The organism is Rhizobium sophoriradicis (assembly GCF_025200795.1).
GTDB lineage: Bacteria > Pseudomonadota > Alphaproteobacteria > Rhizobiales > Rhizobiaceae > Rhizobium > Rhizobium sophoriradicis.
The window spans coordinates 65,962-87,149 of the sequence record NZ_CP104156.1 but is presented as its reverse complement, the minus strand read 5'-3'; the positions used below and the strand labels follow the sequence as shown (position 1 = coordinate 87,149).

The 21,188-nt window shown below is 60.9% G+C and carries 19 protein-coding genes and 2 pseudogenes; 8 read left to right on the top strand and 13 right to left on the bottom strand.

The window, feature by feature from the left end; genetic code table 11:
- Positions 1–13 precede the first annotated feature (13 nt).
- Entirely contained in the window at positions 14–928 is a 915-nt protein-coding gene (locus N2597_RS31225; RefSeq protein WP_008534276.1) for a pectate lyase, read from the top strand.
- Between the two features lie 60 nt (positions 929–988).
- On the opposite strand, the gene N2597_RS31220 is transcribed toward N2597_RS31225, so the two are convergent.
- From N2597_RS31220 to N2597_RS31165, 12 genes are all read right to left on the bottom strand, one after another.
- Positions 989–1,786: an EscU/YscU/HrcU family type III secretion system export apparatus switch protein gene (locus tag N2597_RS31220; protein WP_029875508.1), complete on the bottom strand. Its 798-nt coding sequence runs from the start codon at positions 1,784–1,786 to the stop codon at positions 989–991.
- Entirely contained in the window at positions 1,773–2,582 is an 810-nt protein-coding gene (locus tag N2597_RS31215; RefSeq protein ID WP_029875509.1) for an EscT/YscT/HrcT family type III secretion system export apparatus protein, read from the bottom strand. Before N2597_RS31215 ends, N2597_RS31220 begins: the two co-directional genes overlap by 14 nt.
- A gap of 10 nt (positions 2,583–2,592) precedes the next feature.
- On the bottom strand, positions 2,593–2,862 hold the full coding sequence (locus N2597_RS31210) for a flagellar biosynthetic protein FliQ (protein WP_004672590.1): 270 nt from the start codon (positions 2,860–2,862) through the stop codon (positions 2,593–2,595).
- A 65-nt stretch (positions 2,863–2,927) separates the two neighbouring features.
- Complete coding sequence (sctR, locus tag N2597_RS31205) at positions 2,928–3,581, bottom strand: type III secretion system export apparatus subunit SctR (protein WP_008534263.1); 654 nt, start codon at positions 3,579–3,581, stop codon at positions 2,928–2,930.
- A complete protein-coding gene (locus N2597_RS31200) occupies positions 3,581–4,600 on the bottom strand; it encodes a FliM/FliN family flagellar motor switch protein (protein ID WP_029875510.1) in 1,020 nt (339 codons plus the stop codon). The genes sctR and N2597_RS31200 overlap by 1 nt, the downstream gene beginning before the upstream one ends.
- Entirely contained in the window at positions 4,597–5,916 is a 1,320-nt protein-coding gene (locus N2597_RS31195) for a FliI/YscN family ATPase (protein ID WP_029875511.1), read from the bottom strand. Before N2597_RS31195 ends, N2597_RS31200 begins: the two co-directional genes overlap by 4 nt.
- Positions 5,909–6,472: a type III secretion system stator protein SctL gene (gene sctL / locus N2597_RS31190; RefSeq protein ID WP_004672586.1), complete on the bottom strand. Its 564-nt coding sequence runs from the start codon at positions 6,470–6,472 to the stop codon at positions 5,909–5,911. Before sctL ends, N2597_RS31195 begins: the two co-directional genes overlap by 8 nt.
- Entirely contained in the window at positions 6,469–7,098 is a 630-nt protein-coding gene (locus N2597_RS31185) for a hypothetical protein (protein WP_008534242.1), read from the bottom strand. Before N2597_RS31185 ends, sctL begins: the two co-directional genes overlap by 4 nt.
- Positions 7,099–7,100: 2 nt before the next feature.
- Positions 7,101–7,931, bottom strand: coding sequence for a type III secretion system inner membrane ring lipoprotein SctJ (sctJ, locus tag N2597_RS31180; RefSeq protein ID WP_032984874.1), 831 nt, complete (start codon positions 7,929–7,931; stop codon positions 7,101–7,103).
- Complete coding sequence (locus N2597_RS31175) at positions 7,928–8,404, bottom strand: hypothetical protein (protein WP_004672583.1); 477 nt, start codon at positions 8,402–8,404, stop codon at positions 7,928–7,930. Before N2597_RS31175 ends, sctJ begins: the two co-directional genes overlap by 4 nt.
- A 50-nt stretch (positions 8,405–8,454) precedes the next feature.
- The gene (locus N2597_RS31170; RefSeq protein WP_004672582.1) at positions 8,455–8,712 is read right to left on the bottom strand and encodes a hypothetical protein; all 258 of its coding nucleotides are present in this window, start codon (positions 8,710–8,712) and stop codon (positions 8,455–8,457) included.
- A 303-nt stretch (positions 8,713–9,015) separates the two neighbouring features.
- Entirely contained in the window at positions 9,016–11,556 is a 2,541-nt protein-coding gene (locus tag N2597_RS31165) for a hypothetical protein (protein ID WP_004672581.1), read from the bottom strand.
- A gap of 25 nt (positions 11,557–11,581) precedes the next feature.
- Between N2597_RS31165 and N2597_RS31160 the strand changes: the two genes are divergently transcribed.
- Positions 11,582–11,872 (top strand): hypothetical protein, encoded by a 291-nt coding sequence (locus N2597_RS31160; RefSeq protein ID WP_004672580.1) that lies wholly within the window; start codon positions 11,582–11,584, stop codon positions 11,870–11,872.
- Positions 11,873–12,079: 207 nt separating this feature from the next.
- Here N2597_RS31160 and N2597_RS31155 read toward each other — a convergent pair whose 3' ends face one another.
- A complete protein-coding gene (locus N2597_RS31155) occupies positions 12,080–14,689 on the bottom strand; it encodes a hypothetical protein (RefSeq protein ID WP_011053319.1) in 2,610 nt (869 codons plus the stop codon).
- 323 nt (positions 14,690–15,012) lie between these two features.
- On the opposite strand from N2597_RS31155, the gene N2597_RS31150 reads away from it, so the two are divergent.
- The 6 genes and pseudogenes from N2597_RS31150 (at position 15,013) to istB (ending at position 21,034) form a co-directional block, all read left to right on the top strand.
- Positions 15,013–15,222: a hypothetical protein gene (locus N2597_RS31150; RefSeq protein WP_004672578.1), complete on the top strand. Its 210-nt coding sequence runs from the start codon at positions 15,013–15,015 to the stop codon at positions 15,220–15,222.
- Positions 15,223–15,367: 145 nt separating this feature from the next.
- Positions 15,368–15,935: pseudogene (locus N2597_RS31145) on the top strand (DUF6088 family protein).
- A pseudogene (locus N2597_RS31140) lies at positions 15,928–16,941 on the top strand (nucleotidyl transferase AbiEii/AbiGii toxin family protein). The pseudogenes N2597_RS31145 and N2597_RS31140 overlap by 8 nt, the downstream one beginning before the upstream one ends.
- Before the next feature lie 94 nt (positions 16,942–17,035).
- The gene (locus N2597_RS31135) at positions 17,036–17,161 is read left to right on the top strand and encodes a hypothetical protein (RefSeq protein WP_257784634.1); all 126 of its coding nucleotides are present in this window, start codon (positions 17,036–17,038) and stop codon (positions 17,159–17,161) included.
- 1,477 nt (positions 17,162–18,638) lie between these two features.
- Entirely contained in the window at positions 18,639–20,144 is a 1,506-nt protein-coding gene (gene istA / locus N2597_RS31130; RefSeq protein ID WP_423228317.1) for an IS21-like element ISRel5 family transposase, read from the top strand.
- Complete coding sequence (istB, locus tag N2597_RS31125) at positions 20,141–21,034, top strand: IS21-like element ISRel5 family helper ATPase IstB (RefSeq protein ID WP_004672573.1); 894 nt, start codon at positions 20,141–20,143, stop codon at positions 21,032–21,034. The genes istA and istB overlap by 4 nt, the downstream gene beginning before the upstream one ends.
- The last annotated feature ends 154 nt before the right edge of the window (positions 21,035–21,188 follow it).

Below are 21,188 nucleotides of genomic sequence, written 5' to 3'. Positions count from 1 at the left end.
GGGGATGAATGCAATGTGTGGCGTAGATGGACAAAGGCCCATAGACTTCGACAGAACCTCCCGTTTCGACCTTGAGTCCGATTGCCTTGGCGGCAGCAATAGGGCCGACACGGATTTCACCGCCATCCGAACCCGCAAGGTCTCGCCCTTCGAAGATTTCTCCGGCAACCCGCCGACGCTGACCTCCTATGTGCCGAAGTCGCGGGAAACGTCGGAAAACGGCATGGATTCCGACCCCAAGGATCTGCTGCGCAAGCACATCAACTGGCAATCCCACTCCAAGAAGGTGGATCCATCCGACGAGAAACAGGCCACGACTTTGCAGACCACGACGGAAAAACCCGACCTCTCGAAAGAGGGCAGCGTCATCGTCGTCAACGAGCCGATCGTCGTGGATGGCGGCGTGTTCGACGGCAAGGGCGCGACCTATACGGCCTCGTCCAAGCTCGGCGATGGCGGCCAGTCCGAAACCCAATCGCCGCTGTTCATTCTCAAGAACGGCGCGACGCTCAAGAATGTCAATCTCGGCGAGAATGGCGCCGACGGAATCCACGTCTATGGCGGCGCGACGCTCGAAAACGTCAATTGGCAGAATGTCGGCGAGGATGCGCTGACGGTAAAAAGCGCCGGCGACGTCACTATTGTCGGTGGCTCCGCCAAGGGCGCGACCGACAAGATCTTCCAGATCAATGCCGACACGAGGTTCTATCTGAAGGATTTCGTCGCTGACGGCTTTACCACGCTCGTGCGCACCAACGGCGGCAAGCAGATCGACGCCGACGTCACCATCGACGGCGGGGCGTTCTCCCACGGCAGCAACGTCTTCCGCACCGACAGCTCACTTGCCAGCGTGACGTTCCTCTCCGATATCACGCTGGACGATGTGAAGAACTGGACGCGTGTAGGTGACAACCAATCGGGCGTCTGAGACGCCCGACCACCGGAACCGCAAAGCGAAGATCAAGCGGGCGGCTTAGGCTCCCGCTTTTCATTGCCGGCCTGGTCCTTGCCTGCGCGGCGGGCTGCTGCGCATTTCCGCGCCGATTTGCCGGCGCGCCGATTTCAGCTTCGGGTCGCCCTGGGTATCCTTGTATTCGCGCCGCGCCTCGGTCTTGGTCATGCGGTGTTCGTGCCTGAACAACGCGCGCGAAATGCGGATATCGAAAAACGCCGCGGCCACCATGATGCCGGCGGCAATGACGAGGATCGAGCCGAGGAGATGGGCTGTCGCGGAGAGCGTGCATGCTTCTCCGCAAAGAGGCGACCAGAAGATGCTGTTGAGGAAATAGAGGATCGCACCGCCGCCGGCGGTGGCGAGCAGGACAAACTTGACGAGCCCCTTGACGAACTCGGCGATGCTCGCGAGCGAAAAAAGCCTCTTGATGCCCTCGAACGGATTGAGCCGGGTGAAATCGAAGCTCATATGTTTGAACGATACGGGAAACCCCTGCCCGTCGAGGATCGACACCAGGATGGTCGCGGCAAGACCCGTGGCAAGCGGCAGCCAGATGAGATCGAGCAGCGCCACGCCGGTTTCGCTCAAGCCGACAGTGACGGCGTCGGAGAGGTCGGCCCGTCCGGCGGACTGCAGGCCGCTATCGAAACTGCGGGTGAAATCCTCGAGGATAGCAGGCAAGCCCCAGGTGACGTAGACGGCGATGGCAAGGACGGAGATCGCAACCGGGATTTCCTTCGAGCGGGGAACCTGGCCCTCGCGCCGGAGCCGATCGAGCTTCACCCGGCTCGGCGGCAGGGGTTTTTCCTCGGTATCGTCATTTTTGGCCATGGGTCACCTCCAGCATGGCTTTCACCTCGTTGAATCCGTCGATCCAGAGATCGTGGAAATAGCTGGAGATAAAGGCCGTGTAGATGACGAGAATGACCACGACCGCGAAGTTCTTGATGGCCGGCAGGCTATCGTTCAGCGGGAATTGTTTCGACGAGCGGCCAACGAAGGCCAGCGACAATTCGAGCGCGCAGGTGACGATCATGAACGGGGCGGCAAGCAATCCGGCCGCTTTGAACAGCCGGCCGAATACACCGAGGATCATGTCGAGCGGATCGTCGGGCATGGCGGGCATGAGCTTGAAGAGCGGCCAGAACTCGAACGACTTGTAGAAAATCGCGACCAGATCGATGATGCCGCCGGCGCTGACGAAAAGCACCAGGGCGATCGACATCATCAGCGAACCGAGCGGCGCGGTTTCCAGCGCGTTGATCTGGTCGAAGAGATTGGCGGCATTGGCGCCGCGATAGACATCGGTCATATCACCCGCCGCCTGGGCCGCCCAAAAGGGAATGCCGAGCCCCATGCCGATAAGCGCCCCGAAGCAAAGTTCCTTCATCGAAAGGGCGGCCAGATCGAACCAGGACGTATCTCCGAGAGCCAGCACCGAATAGGCGAAGGCGACGGAGGGCGCCGAAAGGCCGATTGCCAGGCCGAAACGCAGAATGCCGACGATGCTGAACAGCGAGAAGATCGGGAAGATCAGCAGGATCCCGAGCGCGCGGGCGGCGCCGAGCATCGCCGCGGCCGGTGCCGCGACCTCGATGCCGACGATCGGAAGATGATCCGGCCCCATCCGCCCCGCCTCACTGAACCATGGTCGGGAAGTCGTTCAGGATATGAACGGAATGTTCGATCAGCGGCGTTGCCAGCACCCGGCCGAACAGCAGCAGGGTGATGGAGATCACGAAAATCTTGACGATCTGCGCGATGGTCTGCTCCTGGATTTGCGTTGCCGCCTGGAAAATGGCGATGATCAGCCCGAGAAGCGCGGCCAGGCCTAGAATGGGGCCGGCCAAGGCGAAGGTCGCCATGACGGACATGCCGATTTCGGCTGCGACCTGGTCTTCACCCATGACGGCAGGCCTTTCGCGTGGGCGCGGCAGGCGCTCGAACCGGGGCTTTCGTCAAGGCGCGATGCTCACTGCGCATAGGACAGCACCAGACCTTCCAGCAATCGCCGCCAGCCGTCGATCGAGACGAACAGCAGCAGCTTCAGCGGTGTCGACACCACGGTCGGGGACATCATCTGCATGCCGAGCGCCACCAGAATGGCGGAGACGGCGAAGTCGATCATCAGGAAGGGCAGATAGATCAGAAATCCGATTTCAAAGGCCCGCGTCAGTTCCGAAACGAGGAAGCTCGGCGTCAGCACGGTGATATCGTCGGAGGCAATGGGGGTTGCCGGCGCGTTTGCCCAGATCTTCTGCGACGCCTGCACGAAAAAGTCGCGCACCTCGGCGTCGGAAAATTTCAGCATGAAATCCTTCAGCGGCGCTGCCACTTTGATCATGCCGTCCGCCATGCCACTGACCGTGCCGAAATCGCCGCTATGGGCGAGCAGCAATTGCCAGCTGTTTTGCAGCACCGGGTTCATCACGAAGGCCGAGAGCACGATGGCAATCGCAAAGACCAGGAGATTCGGCGGCGTCTGCTGGATGCCGATCGCATTGCGCACGATCAGCAGGACGACTGAAATCTTGGTGAAGGAGGTTGCGATCACGGCAATGACCGGCAGCATCGAGATCGCCGCCATTGCCGCGAGGCTCTGGGCAAGAGGAAAGCTCTGTTCCATCAGTCGTGCAGCGCCGTGACGCGAACGGCGCTCAACCCATCCACGGAAATGATTTCGCCCCGTCCGATAATGCGGCCCTGGGCGATGATATCGACGGCGTCCGACAATGGCCTGTCGAGGTTGAACACATAGCCCTCGCCGATCGTCTCGAGTGTGCGCAGCGGCAACTCCAGCCGTCCGGCATCGAAGACCAGCTTGATCGGGATGCTGTCGACAGGCGACGGACGCGGCTCGCCCTGCAATTCCTGATCGACGGTGTCATTCGTCATGAAATGCCTCATTGGTCCGGTTGGCGTCGACAGGAGCGGCTCGGTGAGGACCGCGCCTTTGTCCGAGCGCATGCAGGTTGCAAGGTAACGTTCACCCGTGATCGCGACCACGGTCTCCGGTGCCCCCCCATCGATGACGATGCCGTCCCCCAATCGCAGGGATTTGATCTGACCGACCGACAGCACGGCATAACCGCGCCGGATGTTGACCGCCGTCGTCAGGGCATTGAGCGTGCGGCGCGGTAGGCGGCTTGCCCAGCCGACGAGGCCGGCAAGGAAGGTTTCATCGAAACGGCCGCTCAAGGGCAGGCTCATGCCGCTCCAGCCGATTTCGAAGCCGAAATTGCCGCTAAAATCCGGCTCCGGCTGCGCGCCGATCTCCAGCAGCGAAAGGCCGATGCCGATCTTGTTCTCGATTGCCTCGAAGGCCTCGGCGAACTGATGTTCCACCACCGCCGCCTTTTCATGCGGTGACAGTTTTTCCCAGAGGAGCAGCGGTTCAAGCCTTTCGGCCAGCAACCACAATGCGCCGGCCGACGCAATCAGCGTCTGCTCCCGTTCGCCGACGCGGCAGAGAATGCCGACTGGATCGGCAATCCGCGCGGCTGCGATATCGGGGGACAGCGGGCGAACGGAAAGCGTCTGCTCCCGGACCGGAATTTGCCAGGCGGCGCGCATCGTCGTGCCGGAACGGGAAAAGAAGCTCCCGGCCATCGATGAGCGGGGCCATGCGGGCGCGGCGATATTCATCGGACAAGCTCCTCGAGCGCTTCGACGATCGCGCCGAACGGCTGCGGCTTGCCCTGGCCGTCAAACAGGAAGCGCTGGATGAGCCCGTGTTTGGCGACGGCCTCGTCGACGGCTGCGTCGCGCCCCTGGCGATATTCGCCGACGCGGATCAGCAGTTCCACCTCGTCATAGAGGGCAAGCAGGGCGCGCAGCCTGTCGGCTGCCTGGCGATGGCTCTCGCTCACCACTGCGCTCATCGTCCGGCTTCGGCTGGCCAGCACATCGATCGCCGGAAAATTGCCTGCCTTGGCAATCTTGTCGGAGAGCACGATATGGCCGTCCAGCAGCGATCTGGTTTCTTCGGCAATCGGATCGTCTTGCTCTTCGCCTTCGACGAGCACCGTATAGAAAGCCGTCATCATGCCGTTTGCGCTGTTGCCGGCACGCTCGAAGATTTGCGGCAGGACGGCGAATACGGAAGGCGGAAAGCCGCGCCGCACCGGCGGTTCGCCGGCGGCAAGCCCCACTTCGCGCAAGGCGCGGGCCATGCGGGTGACGCTGTCGATGACGAGCAGCACGTGTTTTCCCTGCTCGCGAAAATATTCGGCGATCGCCGTTGCCGTCATCACCGCCTTGAACCGCTCCAGCGCCGGGCGGTCGGATGTGGCGACAACCAGCGTCACATTCGAGGGGACGCCTTCCGGCATGTTGCCGGCAACGAATTCGCCGACCTCGCGTCCGCGTTCGCCCACCAGGGCGCAGACGATCACATCGGCCTTGTTGTTGGCGACGATCTGGGACACCAGCGTCGACTTGCCGGCGCCAGGCGCGCCGAAAATACCGATGCGCTGGCCCTGCCCGCAGGTCAGCAATCCGTCCAGGGCGGCAATTCCCGAGGTGAACGGCTGGCGGATGGGACGGCGCGACAAGGGGTTGACCGGCTGGCCGTAGAGCGGCTGCAGGAAACGCGCGTCCTCGCCGGCCGGATTGGCGGAGGGACGCAGGACGTTGCCGTGCGCATCGACGATCGCGCCGAGCAGGAAGTTGCCGACAGAGATCGCCGGCTCCCGGCCGGTCGGGACGATTTCCGTGCGCTGGGAGATGCCGCGGGTTTCGCCGTGAAGCGAGAGAAGTGCCGTCTCGCCGTCGATACCGACGACATCGGCGAGGCCGATGCGGCCCCTGCCCGGCTCATGCAGTTCGCAGAGCTCGCCGATCCGAACCGAGGGGATGAGCGCCCGCACCAGCAGGCCCGAAACACTCGTCACGCGGCCGCTCTGCCGTCGCACGTCCGTCTGTTCGAGCGTCCGCTCCATGCGAAGCAATGCGTCAGCCATGGACGAGGGCCTCGATCACGGTGGCGAGCTGGTCTTTCAAGCCGATCTGGCTTCGTCCCGCCGATGTCTCCAGGACGATCTCGCCGGCAGACATCAGCGGATCCGTTTCGATAGTGATGCGATGATCGATATCCGCAATTGCCTGGGCGATCATGGCGGCATCCTCGGGGGCGACATGGAGGGCGATCTCCTGGGCCTCTGCGGTCTGGGATATGGCGTGGCGGACCAATCGCCTGGTGCGTTCGTCGGCCTCCATCGATCCGAGGATCAATCCGACCGATTTCAGAACCACCGCCTCGACCCAGCTGTCGAGATTGGCAATCTCCTGTTCGGCTTTTCCGAGCGAGGCGGCAAGCCGTGCGGCGGCATCACGAACGCCCTGTTCGAACCCGTCGCGATAGCCGTTTTGGGCGGCCTGCTCGCTGGCGGCTGCAAGTGTGGCCTGGGATTGGGCGGCGTCCTGGCGGGCAGCCGCCAGAATTTGCGCCGCCTCCCTGATCTGGCCGAAGTTTTCCGCCGGAATGATGCGGTCGTGGCGTGCAAATCCCGAGCTCATCGTCCGGCGCCTTCCTGTGTGGAGGCGACCTCGTCGACGGCGGCCGTCGCCAGAACGAGCGCCGGGCTCTTCAACAGGGAAGCCGAGCCGTTTTCGGCCATGTCGCGCCAGCCCGCCCACCGCCATGCCGCAGAGATCCGATATTCGTCTGCCAGAAGCGTCAGCATCGACCAGCCATCGGCCTCGACGACATGCCTTGCCTGCTCGCTCAACAGATCAAGCGGCGGCGTTGCCGTGGAAAGATTGATGTGGCCGAGGGCGAATGCGACCGCTTCCTCGCCGTAGGCGGCCCTGAGCCTCGCAAGGGTCGGGCGATCGACCGCGGGGCAGAAGGCTGCGAGATGATAGGCGAAGCCCGCCCGGAACGCGGCCTTTGCGAGTCCGTCCGCGTCCATGGAAATCAGGCGGCGGGCGCCGTCGGCAAATGTGGCGGGGTCGCCATGGGCTTCTGCGATCTCCGTGAAAAGCCGCCGGTGCAGCCGCCGCGACAGGGTAGACCCATCGGCAAGGAGCGGCGCGGTCCCATCCCATCGGGCGGCCGTCAGCATATCCGCGGAAAGCAGCGCTGCCCTGCGGATCCTCGCCGCATCCGAGATCGCCTCGCCGTCCGAACGCGGCGTGCGCATGCTCAGCGCTCCTTCCGCTGCGGCAACAGCAGCAGCAGGCATGCCCCGATGGCGAGGATAATTGCGCCGATCACGGCCAGATTGGGGGCCTTGAAAGCCGAGAGAGCGCTTTGCACCATCGAGAATGGCGCTGCGGCGGGTGCCGGCGTCACGGTTGCCGCCGGGGCCGATGCTGCCGTTGCCGGCGGGGCCGCCGGCGCGCCGACCTCCGACCAGGGGCTGACCACCACCGAGACATCTTCGTAAGAGAGATCACGGATGCTGTTGACCAGAACGGACCGGCTTTTCATGTCGATCTCGTTGAGATTGGCGCCGGGGCGATATTGCAACACGGCCGCCGCCCTCGCCTTTTCCTTGATGAGCCCGCGGCCGTTTTCCTCCGGCAGCACCACATGGACGCGCGCCGTCGCCACGCCGTCAAGCCCCGAAAGCGTTTCGGCAAGCTGCTGCTCGATGGCGTAGCTCATCCGGGCTTTTTGTTCGTAAGGCGTCACAAGGAAGCCGTTGCCGGGAAAGAGTTCGGCGACATTTCCGAACGACTGACGCGGCAGACCGGCGCCCGCCAGCAACTCGATCGCCCGGGCATGATCGGCTGATTCAGCGGCGATCGCATAGGTCCCGCCCTTTTCGCTCCTCATGGTGACGGAGATGCCGGCGCGTTCGAGCAGGACCTGAGCATCCAGCGCATCGCGCTGATCGAGTCCCGTCAGCACGTCCTGGCTGCAGGCGGCGAGGAACAGGCAGAGGGCGAGCATGGCGGCCTTCGGAAGGACTTTGCGCGCGGGCGAAGTGATCGGTGATCTCGCAAGGGCCGATGTGATCATGATATTCACTGGCCCTGCGTCAGCCGTTTGGACGACGACATCACCGACTGGGTGAGTGACGACAGCAGCGTCGTGCCGGTCGCGAATTGCTGTGATTTCTCCAGCCGGTCGATCGATGTCGTGATGTCTTCGATCTTCGGGCCGCTGTGATCCTTGTCCGCGGCAAATCGCACCAGCGGCGTCTCCGGCTGGCCGTTCCCGGCCACCGGCATGAAGAATGCCGACAGCCGGTCGAGAATGCTGGAGGGCCTGGTATTGCCTTCCGGTGAATAGGAGGGCGGGACGGCGTCGGACTCAGGCGCGATCTTGCGGCCCTGGATGTTGGGAATGGAGGTGAGTTCGGTTGGCCGAAGGCCGGCGAAATCCGCCGGCTGCAGCCCGATCCGCTCCGCCACGATCTCCGAGGTCTTCAGCACATTGCCTGTCGATACGCCATCAACGGGCGGCGTAAAGGCGCGGCCGGTAAGTTCTTCTCCGCTCATTGCAATTCCTCAACTCGGTACACGTCAACTGCAAACGATGAACGGGAACGCTACTCGTCGCTGCCTTCGTCGATCGCCTCCTTGGCGAAATTGAAAAGCGAATTGTTCAGCATCAGGGTGTTGGAAATCATGCCTGGCAGAAACGCGTCCACGGCAGCGGAGAGTATCTCGCTCTCGCTGTTCGGATCGACCTTTTTCGTCGTGCTGCCGGTGGTGTCCTTGGAATCTGTCTTATCAGTCGTCAGCTCCACCGAGACAGGGTTTGCAGGCGCCAGGTTCAGGTCGGAATTCACTGCATCTACGGCCATATGAGCACTTCCATCAAGGAGTTATCAAAATGAATGCATGATTTGATATGGATAAAAAAACGGCCGGTCAATTGTTTAAACTTAACCGATGGTTAATTTTCGGAAATTACAATCGCTTTGACAACTTTCTCGACCTTTATATTAAAATTGAACGTTTTTATCCATAAAGCGCAGCAGATATCCAGATTGCGCATGAAATTCATACTTAAATTTATTGCTATCAAATATTCACAGGCCCGACCGCCTCTACGCCAACCGGGCCTGTGAGTACCCAGATATTTGGTGTTGCGAAAGCGTCCCGGATCAGCCCACCGCCGTACCGCGGCGCTTCTCGATATCGGCGATGATCGCGTCCCAGTTCTCAGGGGTCAGCTCGCGCTGTTCCGGGTCGCGGGGCGCGGGGGCGACGCCGCCCTTGGCGCCGACGCGCTGACCTGTTTTGGCGTAGATGCCGACCGTGTCGTTGACAGTGCGCTTAAGCATGTCGTTCATCATGTCGGTCTGCTTGTGGAAGGCTTTTTCCTGCTTGATGCTCTGGTAGATGGCAAAGCCCGCCCAGGCCGCCCAGGACACCGCGCCGGCGATCGCGAAGGCGAGCGAGAAGCCGCCGGAGACGAGCGCTACCGTTGCGCCCGTGCGCCCGAGGAAGGTGGAATTCACCAGCATATTGGCAACGCCTGCGATGCCCTCGATCGCGCCGACCGTGTCCGCCGCGGTTCCGATACCCATGAAGATGAGATCGACCGGATCGCCCTTGCCACTGGTGAGCCCCTGCAGGAACTGGTAATATTCCACCGGCAGCCAAGCGACGCCGGCAACGGCGCCAACCGTCGTCCCGGTATTCTTGAAAAAGGCGGAGAGCACGCTGCGCTGCGCCCGCGCCAGCTCGTCGGAAACGCCGACGAGTGAACTGATCCCATCCAGCAGCGAAAAATTCGAGGCTTTGATCGCCGAGCCGAGCGCACTGCCCATGTGCGCGAGAGCGCCAAGGGCGTGCAGAACCACGATGCCGATGCTGTCCCAGGTCGGGCTCGTCATGTTGAGGCCGGCATAGATGGAGCGGGATGCGGTAAGCACCGACATCACGCCGGAAGAGAGCGCCGCCTTGTATTTGACAGGATCGACCCCTGCCGGCGCCGCCGTCGCGGTCTTGTCGATCAGCTTGGCAAGGTCGGCCTTGATCGTTTCGACGCTGCCGCCCGGTCGCATCGTCGCCCAAAGCGCGGTGAAGATCGTCGTGAAATTGGTCTTGTATTGCGCCATGGCATCGGCATTGCCCTTGAACAGGGTTTCCGCCAGCGCGTCGAGGCTCGGGGCGATGATCCTCTTGATCGCCTCTTCGGCGGTCTTGCCGTCGACGATGATTGGATCGATCACATCCGTGCCGGGCATCAGCGTCTTCATCAGGCCTGACATGGAAAGTCCCATGTCCTTGAGGCTCGATGTCAGATATTCGCTGTCGATATAGGGCAGATCGAGACTTTGGATGGTCTTGCTCCAGCCATTGTCCTTGGTGGCGAACATGCGCTCGGCGATCCAGGCGTCGCCCCCGCTGCCGGCGAAGAAGCGCCCGCCGTCTGAGCCGTTGGCGGCAATGCCCTTGCCGGCCAGCCCGGTGCCGATCATGATTGCCGCCATGACGTCGTTGAACGAATAGCTGGCGAGATTGCTGGAGGGCAGCGGCGAGACGCTCTTGTCCCACTCGGCATTGGCCGGCAACTTCGAGACCAGGCTGGCGCCCATGACGAGCCCTTCCAGCGCGGTCTGCACCGCATGGCGGTAGCCCAAGACCTCCTTGCCGCCGGGTGCGCTCAGGCGCGACGTCAGGCGCTCCAGATTGCCGGCGAGATCGCCGATGCCGATTTCTCCGGCGCCTACCTTGTCGAGCAGCGGACCGAGAAGCGCCTTGACGTCGGCCTTGAACTGATCGCGCACCTCGGGGCTGTCTGACCCGTAAAACTGGTTGGCCATCGCCTGGATGGTCGGGTTGAACAGGTGGGTGATATTGTTGGGAACGGTGCTGCCGAATTCGGAAGCGGCAACCTTTTTCAAACCGTCGAGGTCGATCTTGAGATCGGGGAACAGGCTCCCGCCGAGCCCGAGCGACTGGTCGAAATCCACAACCGGCAGGATGGAGCCGAGCCCCTTCAGTTCCCGCTCGGTCTTGTTGCCGGCCAGTCCCATGCGGATCAGGCCATCGAGCGCCGTCGTCGGATCGGAGATCGTCGGCAGCACGTTCTTGTCGAAGAATTCGGCATAGGTCTTGTCGGCAATCGCCGAGCGCTGCTTTACGAAATCGTCGGGAAGCACCATGGAATAGAAGCCGAGGGCGGCATTATATTCCTTGAGAATGGTGGTGACGTCCTTGCCGGATTTGAGACCGTCATTCAGCAGGCCGCCATTGACGATGTCGCGCTCAAAGGCATCCTCGACCTTCGTACGCAGGTCCTTCATCTTCTCGTCACGCGTTATCGTGTCGTTGATGATCTCGGAAGCGTCCTTGTTCGTATCGGCCGGCGCCACGCGATAACCGGAGAAGATCAGCTTGAAGGCCTTCAGCGCCTTCTCCGTCATCAGCGAGTTGACGTCGGGGTCCGAGCCCAGGATGGCGATCGACTTGTCGAGATCCTTCAGGATCTCCTGGTCGTTGTAGATGCCGCGCTGGTTGTCGCCGAGGCTGTCCTTGTATTGGCCGAAGGTCGCCTTGGTCTGAAGCAGATCGAGATACATGATCAGTTTCTGCTCGGCAGTGTAATTGTGAGGGTTTTTGACGACGTCGATGCTCTCGAAGGATTTGTCCTTGTCCTTCAGCCCTTCCATGAAGCCCTGATTGATCTCGCTCATGAAATCGGAATTGAACAGGAGATCGATGACCGGCTGGATCGGCGCGGTAGGGCGGGACGTGCCATTCGACGTGGCGGCCAGCGAAACGAACTTCGGACTGCTCGTCTGCGCCGATATAGAGGAGAAAATCGTCAGGGCTGCCGTCGTGGTCCCGTCAGAGGCAAAAGGCGATGCCTTCTTGACCGTGGTGCTCGTGGTTTTGCCCTGGCTCGTGGAATTTTCGGACTTTGGATCGGAATTGGCGTTTAGCCGGAGAAATGAAACCGTATCGATATCCGAAGATGCTGGTGCGATCGATGACATGCGTTCCCTTTGATTTTCTTTTTCCGCTTTTCGCGGATGACGTCGTTTACCTTACGTTAGGCATAAGATCGACCTTTGCGTGATAATTCAAGCCCGATCGGACATCGCGGTTGCATAAAATGCAGCGGCCTCGCGCCTGGAGATCAAAAATCACATTTTTACCGAGGGGTCGCAGGGTATTTCCCAGGCTGTGGCGGTCATCGTTGCCGCCCCTCTGCCTCTACCAGATGAATGACGGGTCTGGCCCAAATTCGAGATGCACGGACTCGCCGGTGTAGCGTTCAAGCTTCTCGTTCAGCTGCTTTTCCATTTTGTCGAGCTTCTTCACGCCATTGGCCATATCCCACAGACCAAGCGCCAGCCCGACGGCCGAGGCAACGAGGCCGGTGACCAGTCCGGCCGCGGCAAGGCCGGTTTTGGCGGCGCTGCTGAAGATGGTCACGACTTCCGGCGCCACCGTTCCGAGTCCGGAAAAGGCACGGGACATGGCATTGGTCAGATAAAGCATCGCCTCGGAGAAACCGATCAGCGCGTTGCCGGTACCGGCAATGCCGCCGATTATTTCGAGCGCGCCCTTGGCGCGGTCGCCGGCCTTCATCGACCGCGACGCCGAATAGAAGCCGAGGCCGGCCATGGCGAGGCCGCCGGCCGCGCCGAGGATCTTGCCTGCCGCTTCCATCGTCTTCGGCGAGAAGTTCATCGAGATCCCCTTGCCCCAGCTGCCAGGCTGATTGCCGAAGGCGCTGAACGGTTTGCCGGCAACGTCGAGGTTCTTGCCGAGCCCCTCCATCGTCATGCCGACGATCTGTGTCGCCGAGCCGACCGCAGCGGCGATATCGGCCGGCGTCCACTTGCCGCCGACACCGAGGCCGTGCGCCACCAGCACGCTCGACATCGTCAGCATCTGCACGGCGTGCATCAGACCGGCCTTGTACACTTCGGCATCGATGCCGGCAGGTGTACGGGTCTGGCGCGGCAGGTCGAGCGAATCCTTGAAGGAGGCAAGCGCGTCGTCGAGCTTCATACCGCCGCGCACCATGCGCAGAACGCCGTCGACGTCGCGCGCTATATCCTGCGCCAGGTTCTGCTTCAGCGTCTCGCCGCCATCTGCCGGGCCGTTTTTGCTGATGAAATCCTCGGCGAAGGTGTTTGCCAACTGGCTGATGGCGTCATTCGTTGCGCCGGGCACAAATGTGTCATCCGGACCCGACAGCAGCGGCTCGAGATCGACACCCTGGCCGTCGCCGATATAATGTTCCTTGACGATGTTCGAGAAGGTGACGTTCGCGGCGTCGAGATGCGCGTCGATATAATCCTGGGGCAGGAGATCGACGAGCGTGTTGAGTTCGGAATAATAATCCTTCAGGGCATCTTCGAAGCTCTTGCCGGCGCTCAGCGCCCGGTCGATCGCCTTGCCGCCGCCGATATCGATCAGATAGGCGTCTTCGATGTTGGTGAGCAGATCGGAATTCTCCGGGCTTTGCAGATATTCCTTCATGCCGCTCGCGAAGATATCCGAGAGATGCTGCTGCGTCGCCGGATCGGCCGTCAGCTTTTCGATCCGCGCATCGAGGTCCTTGCCGACGCGCTCGCCATCGGGCACGCTGTCGCCATACTGGTTCATATAGCCATTGAACTGCTGTTTGATCTCGATGAGATCGTAGAGCACCGTCGCCTTCTGTTCCGGCGTCAGCTGGTCGAGGTGGTCCATGTTGTCGGGCGCGACGAAATTCCGGTTCACGTCCTTCACGGCGTCGCCGAGAATGCCGTATTTGAGTTCGTCGAGCTTCTTCAGCGTCGGCTCATAGGCGGTCGACGGAGCGTAGCCGCGCAGCACCTTGCTTTCCAGGATGTCGTTCTCGTCGATCGGGCGCTCCACGACCGGCTCGATGGCATCCGAGCCCGACATGACAAGGTCCATCTTCTTGAGGCTCGATGTCAGATAGTCGCTGTCGATATAGGGCAGATCGAGATTTTGGACGGTCTTGCTCCAGCCATTGTCCGTGGTGGCGAACATACGCTCGGCGATCCAGGCGTCACCGCCGCTGCCGGCGAAGAAGCGCCCGCGATCTGAGCCGTTGGCCGCAATGCCCTTGCCGGCCAGCCCGGTGCCGATCATGATTGCCGCCATGACGTCGTTGAACGAATAGCTGGCGAGATTGCTGGAGGGTAGCGGCGAGACGCTCTTGTCCCACTCGGCATTGGCCGGGAGCTTCGAGACCAGGCTGGCGCCCATGACGAGCCCTTCGAGCGCGGTCTGTACCGCGTGGCGGTAACCCCAGACTTCCTTGCCGCCGGGAGCGCTCAGACGCGAGGTCAGGCGCTCCAGAAGGCCGCCAAGATCAGCCTGACTGACCTCTCCGGCGCCTACCTTGTCGAGCAGCGGACCGAGAAGCGCCTTGACGTCGGCCTTGAACTGATCGCGCACCGCGGGGCTGTCTCCCCCGTAAAACTGCTTGGCCATCGCCTGGATGGTCGGGTTGAACAGGTGGGTGATGTTGTTGGGAACGGTGCTGCCGAATTCGGAAGCGGCAACCTTTTTCAAACCGTCCAGGTCGATCTTGAGATCGTTGCCCGGGTCGGTTTCGGGCGTGCTCACCTTTGCATCGACCAGGATCGCGGTGGCGCCGCTTTTGCTCTGGGTAAACCCGACGAAGCCCCGCGCAGCGGAGATGTCGAGTGCCTGCCCGTTGCCGCTCGGCGCGATCTTGCGTATTTCGCCGGCGTCGATGGTTTTTGTCGATGCAGAACGGCCAGTCACGTCTTTCTGGTCGAGGTCCACGACCAGGGTTTCGACCTCTTTCGATCCGCTGCCAACACGTTCCAACATGATTTCGTCACTCCTGATCGACGGCCGCACCCTGAACGGAGGCCCGGAAAGCCTCGTTAGGTCAGAAGTTTTTCAGTGATATGACAAATGGGTGCTATCGGAGCGGCAAAATTGAACCATTGACCCCCACATAGCGCTTCCAAATTATACCGCAGTACAAATGCTGGTGACACCGCAGTCGCCAAGGTGCGGCGCAATAGAGCACGCTACCGTAGGGAATGCGCTCACGAGACAGATCAAAGTCGGTCCTCGGGCTCGGTTTTCAGACTGCATTGTCCGGCAAATCGGTATAAGCCGTCCTCTCGAACAAATCAGGGGACAACATGGAAACCGTGGAAATCAGCAGCCGCAGCGACTTCGGCCTTTGGGCAATTGAGCGGGCGCGGGAAATCGTAACGTCCGAGGGAACTGCTTTTGCGATGGCCGCTCGCGATATGGACGACGAGGCGCTTGCAAACGCTGCAGCCGCGCTAGGCAAGGCCATCAGCGATGCGATGGTGGAAGTGTTTGACGGCCTGATAGATGAATCGTGATTGTGAAGAGACAGCGGGTCACTGACCGATAAAAATTGGTCAGCACCGTCCGGGCTCGCCGTCTTCCCCTCTCATTGCAAACTGTCAGAAACTTGCATATAATTCTGACAAGAGAAATGCCATGCAAAAGCTGACATAGCAAATCATGGGACATGCTGAACGACTGCCGGAAGGACCGCGCTTTCGGCAAAGAGTTTTTTGCATCTCGGAAATCGAGCCGCCCTGGATCAGGCTCTGTCGCGCCTGGCCGAGCGTGGCGAGCTCGTCCGGGCGGGCCGTGGTATCTATATGCGGCCCGTCAAAAGTCGCTTTGGCAGTCGGCCGCCGACGGTCGAACAGGCCGTAGAGGCGGTGGCGCAGCAGCGCGGTGAGGTCATCGTCTCGATGGCGCCGCCGCGGCAAATGCCCTGGGCCTGACCTCCCAGGTCCCGGTCCGCTCCGTCTACCTGACATCCGGCCGTAGCCGGACGATGACCCTTGGACAGCAGACGGTCGAGCTCAAGCACGTGCCGCGCTGGCAATTGGCCTTGGCCGATCGACCTGCTGGCGTGGCGGTCCGCGCACTTGCATGGCTTGGGCCGGAAAGGGCCGATGAAGCACTGTCGCGGATCAAGCGAAAGCTGCCGCCAGACGCGTTCGGCGAGCTGGTGGCGGCGGCTCCGCAGTTTCCGACCTGGCTTGCAAGAAGCGTAGGAAAGGCTGCGCATCGCTGATCTGTTTCTGACCTTGTCAAAGGATAACCGACGCGAAGCCTTGGCGGTGGCGGCCGACCGCACCGGACGGCCCATTCATCTCCTCGAAAAGGATGTCTGGGTCGTCTGGACGCTGCAGACGCTCTTTTCGTCCAAGCTCGGTGAGCATCTCGTCTTCAAGGGCGGCACCTCGCTTTCGAAAGCCTACGGTGTCATCAAAAGGTTCTCCGAGGATGTCGACCTGACCTACGATATCCGCGCCCTGGCGCCGGACTTGGTTGGCGACAATGACGAAGCACTGCCGAAAACCCGCAGCGAGGAGAAACACTGGACCAGCGAGGTGCGAAAGCGGCTTCCGGTCTGGGTGGCGGGCTCGGTGGAGCCGGTTATGGCGCGTTGCGCGTTCAATCTCTTCCGGCGGCAATCCGCCTCGAGGACGATACGCTCTACCTCGACTATGAAGCGGTGAGCAGCGGATCCGGCTATGTCGCCCCGAGCGTCATGCTCGAATTCGGAGCGCGGTCGACCGGCGAGCCGGCCAGTATCCGTCGACTGTGACGCGTCGGGCCAGGTTGATGGTGTCGAATTTCCGAAAGCGAGTCCCCGCGTCATGCACGCGGAGCGGACGTTGTGGGAGAAAGCGACCGCCATCCATGTCTTCTGCCTGCAGGAGCGCCTTCGCGGCGATCGTTTTGCCCGCCACTGGCATGATGTCGTCCGGCTGGACGATGCTGGTTTCGCCGACAAAGCATCCGCGGATCGGCAACTCGCCAATGCCGTGGCGAAACACAAATCCATGTTTTTTGCGGAAAAGGCGGCCGACCGCTCGCCCATCGACTACGCCGCAGCCGTCAACGGCAATCTGGTTCTGACGCCATCCGGAGAAGGTCTGCGTGCGCTCGGCGAGGATTACGCGCGCATGGTCGACGACGGCCTGCTGCTCGGCGATTCCGAGCCGTTCGAGCACCTGATCGAGCGATGCACGCAAATTCAGGCGCATGCCAACAAAAGCGACGCGTCAAAATAAGCAATTGCCGGCCCACAGCCGCACCCTGCCCATTACTGTGAGTGCCCTGTCACCGACGCGGTTTGGCTTCGCGCCAATTATAAGGCGTTTGCTCGTGGCAGGCACCCTTGATGTGATGAGAGTGAAGCTCGGACCCGGTTATTCCGGCTCCGGCCTCGGCGAGGATGTGGCCAAATACCGCACGGGTGCGGGTTCGTTTGAGGAAAGTTGCGCCACGTAAAATGAAGATCCGGTGTGTTTGCAGTGAAGGCATTCAAATTCCCAATTTCAATCTCGCCGGAAGCCCGAGCAAGCTCAAAATCGCTGACGCGAGAATCGACACGGATGTTCCACTTGCCGCAACGGCACGTTCTCGCGCCAAGTGCCGTCCTCCCACTGGCGCGCCGCACGCTTGATTGGCTCTATTCCCGCAGGGGGGGTCGACAAGACGAAGGTCACTTCTTGGCGTCCAGCGGATCGACGTCGCCTTTCATCAGGAAGGCCGCAATCTCGACAGGGCCAGCGCGCGCGGGCGTGACGATGATTTTTGCCATCGCCTTGTCTGAATGAAGATGCGTCGAAGCCGGCTGTGCTGCCGCAGCGATAGGCGCGCGGTGGCGGCGTGAATCGCCAAGTTGCCGCAACGGCCAGCACGAGGAACTCGACCAACGTCTCGGCGGCGAAATAGCGGAAGGTGCATTCCGGTAAACCACGGCGATCGAAACTTAAATCCGTCGCAATCTTCTCGACACTCACGTAGCATGAGCCTCGCGAACAAACGCCGCCACGCCACTATGGCAATTTCACTTCTCCTCCTCGGGATGAAATGGGACCATTCCTGAGGCGCTCTATTCCATCTCGAATACGGAGGATCCGGCATGCCTACGGTGTTGTTCAGACACGACCTCGCTTAACGATGTACTGAAGATTGCAGTCTACACGAAGCACGTTGCAGGCAGTGCTATGAAGTGTTCGCGGAAGATGGTTCGAGGTCTCGTCGGACGCTCTGTCGCGGCGAGCGCGGGACGTGTCTGATGCCCTCGATTTCAGTGAAGAACCATATTTCACGTGTTGCCCACCTGCCGACAACTTCCACCATCGCAAAAATGCACGTCCGCCTACCGAAGCTGAACGCTAACGATCCCCAAATGAGCTCAAAGATCACCTGTCGGCGGCGGCGGCGGAATTGGACTGATGAGGTGAGGGCACAGATTCTTGCCCACAACGTTCTTCAACTCGGCCCAATCCGGCGATATGTTCCCTCATCCTGGTTTCAGGCATGCCTTCAAGGCCCTGTCGGCTCGACACTTGGATTTTACAGGCGCCTGGCTGCTGGCCGACTGCCGCGCCCATTCCGTGATGATAAAAGTATTGTGCCGTGTTGGGTTCTTCACAAATATGTCCAGCACCCGACGTAGTTCTCTGCTCGGAAGCGGTTGAGGTCTGCGCCTTGACGCCGAAGATGGCCCTCTACAAGTTGGGTGACAATGTCCCGAGAGTTCTGCTCGCATTGGTTAGACGGGCAGGCTGGCTCTTTTATGCGTAGCGGCGATCTCGATGAGATTCAGCGTCAATCAGGATGAGACTCGCGCCGGGGTGTGACGGAGTGAGGGCGTAGCCCGATCGTAGTCATACCCCGGCGTGGCGCAGATTTTCGGCGTCTCATGATCGCGGTCGGTCCGGTACATTTGCGGTTTTCTGGATTGGAGAACCAGTTTGTGCCGGGTCGCCATTTAACCGATCATCAGATGAGACTCTTCATGAAGTACCGACAAACGCATTCCGTAGAGGTCGCCGCGTCAAAAGCGTCGATCAGCCGAGCCACGGCATACCGCCTCGACAAGGAGGTACAACTGCCTTCTCAGAGCAAAGCGCCGCGCGGACGCCGCCGCCCTGATCCCTTAGAGCTGATATTCGAGACCGAAGTCGTCCCGCTCCTGAAGGCCGCACCCGGTATCCGTGCCGTCGCTGTCTACAACGAGATGCTGCGCCGACATCCAGAACTCTCTGAAGGTATCCGCCGCACGCTTGAACGACGCATTCGGTCGTGGCGTGCTGTCCATGGCGAAGCGCAGGGGGTCATCTTCCGCCAAACGCACGAGCCAGGCCGGTTGGGCCTTTCGGATTTTACCGACGCCAGCGGTCTTGGTGTGACCATCGCCGGCCAGCCGCTTGATCACCTGTTCTATCACCTCCGGCTTGTCTGGTCGGGCTTCGAACATGCCCATGTCATTCTCGGCGGCGAAAGCTTTGTCGCGCTGGCTGAAGGGCTTCAAAATGCCCTGTGGTCCGTGGGAGGTACGCCGCTTTATCATCGAAGCGACAGCCTGTCGGCGGCATTCCGCAACCTCGACGCCGATGCCAAGGTCGATCTCACCCACCGATACGATCAGCTTTGCTCCCATTATCGAATGACGCCGACGCGCAACAACAAAGGCGTCGCGCATGAGAACGGCTCTATCGAAAGCTCCCATGGCCATCTCAAGAACTCTGTTCATGACGCCCTGCTGATGCGGGGGGCCAAGGAATTCGACGACCTCAGTTCTTACCGCGCCTTTGTCGATGACATCGTCAGCCGTCGCAACGCTGCCCATGGCAAGCGCATTGATGCTGAGCGATCCCATCTGCAGGCGCTGCCCGAGCGCCGGACCACGGACTTCGAAGAGATTGTCGTTACGGTGTCCCGGACGGGCGGCTTCACCTTGCGCAAGGTCTTCTACACCGTGCCATCCCGCCTGATCGGCCACAGGTTAAGAGTTCGCCTGTTCGACGATCGGCTGGATGTCTTTGTCGGCGGTACGCATCTGATGACGTTGCGCCGAGGACGCGGCCATCCCGACGGCCGACACGACCAGGTCGTCAACTACCACCACGTCATCCATTCCCTGCGCAAAAAGCCGATGGCGCTCCGCGGCCTCGTTTATCGCGACAAGCTCTTCCCGCGTCAGGAATATCGCAAGGCCTTCGAAGCCCTCATCGAGCATCTTCCCGACAAGCAGGCTTGCAAGATCACCGTCGAACTCCTGGCGCTCGCGCATGACCGTGGTTGCGAACGCGAACTTGCCGAAGAATTGGCCAGGATACTCGATGCTGGTGACTTACCCAATCTGGCTACCATGCGAGCGCTCTTCGGTCCGGATCCAGCCAAGCTGCCGACCGTTCATGTGCAACTCGCATCGCTCAACGGTTATGAGGCCCTGATCGGGACGGGAGAAGCGGCATGAAGAACGCCCACGTTATCGATGAAGCACGCCTCGGCATCATGCTCAACGAGCTCCGGCTGCCGACGATCAAAATGCTGTGGCCACGATTTGCCGAAGAGGCGGACCGGGAAGGATGGCCGGCAGCTCGCTTCCTGTCGGCTATTGCCGAGCACGAGCTGGCAGAGCGTGCCAATCGCAGGATTGAACGGCATCTCGCCGAAGCGCACCTGCCGCCCGGAAAGACCTTAGACAGCTTCGCCTTTGACGCTGTACCCATGATCTCGAAGGCGCAGGTCATGGCAATCACCGCCGGCGACAGCTGGCTTGCCAAGGGAGCTAACATCCTCATGTTCGGTCCGCCCGGCGGAGGAAAGAGCCATCTTGCTGCTGCCATCGGCCTTGCGCTGATCGAGAACGGATGGCGGGTCCTGTTCACCCGGACCACCGATCTTGTGCAGAAGCTTCAGGTCGCCCGAAGGGAACTGCAGCTTGAGTCTGCCATCGACAAACTCAACAGGTACGACTTGCTCATCCTCGATGACCTCGCCTACGTCACCAAGGACCAGGCGGAAACAAGCGTGCTATTCGAGCTGATCTCGGCACGATACGAGCACCGGTCGATCCTGATCACCGCCAACCAGCCGTTCGGAGAGTGGAACCGGGTCTTTCCCGACCCTGCCATGACACTCGCAGCAGTCGACCGGCTCGTGCACCATGCCACGATCTTCGAGATGAACGTCGAAAGCTATCGCCGCAGAACTGCGCTTGAGGAAAAACGCCAGCGCGGCCGACCGGCCTCGTTTGCGACAATCAGGACATCAACGCTGTCTGTCGCGGAGCGGCAATCAGAAAACGACGAAGAACTTGTCAGCGGCAATCAGCATGATAATTTGATCCCGACCGCGACCTAAGAATCTCATCCAGATTGTCGCAAGCGTCTCATCCTGATTGCCGCGCTATTAGCTATTTTGCATCGATGGGCAGGCTCAAGGTTCTCTTGGAAGTCAGCATTTAGCTGCCTCACCATGGCGTTGAATAGGCTGAGTCGACCAAAGTGCTGCGCCC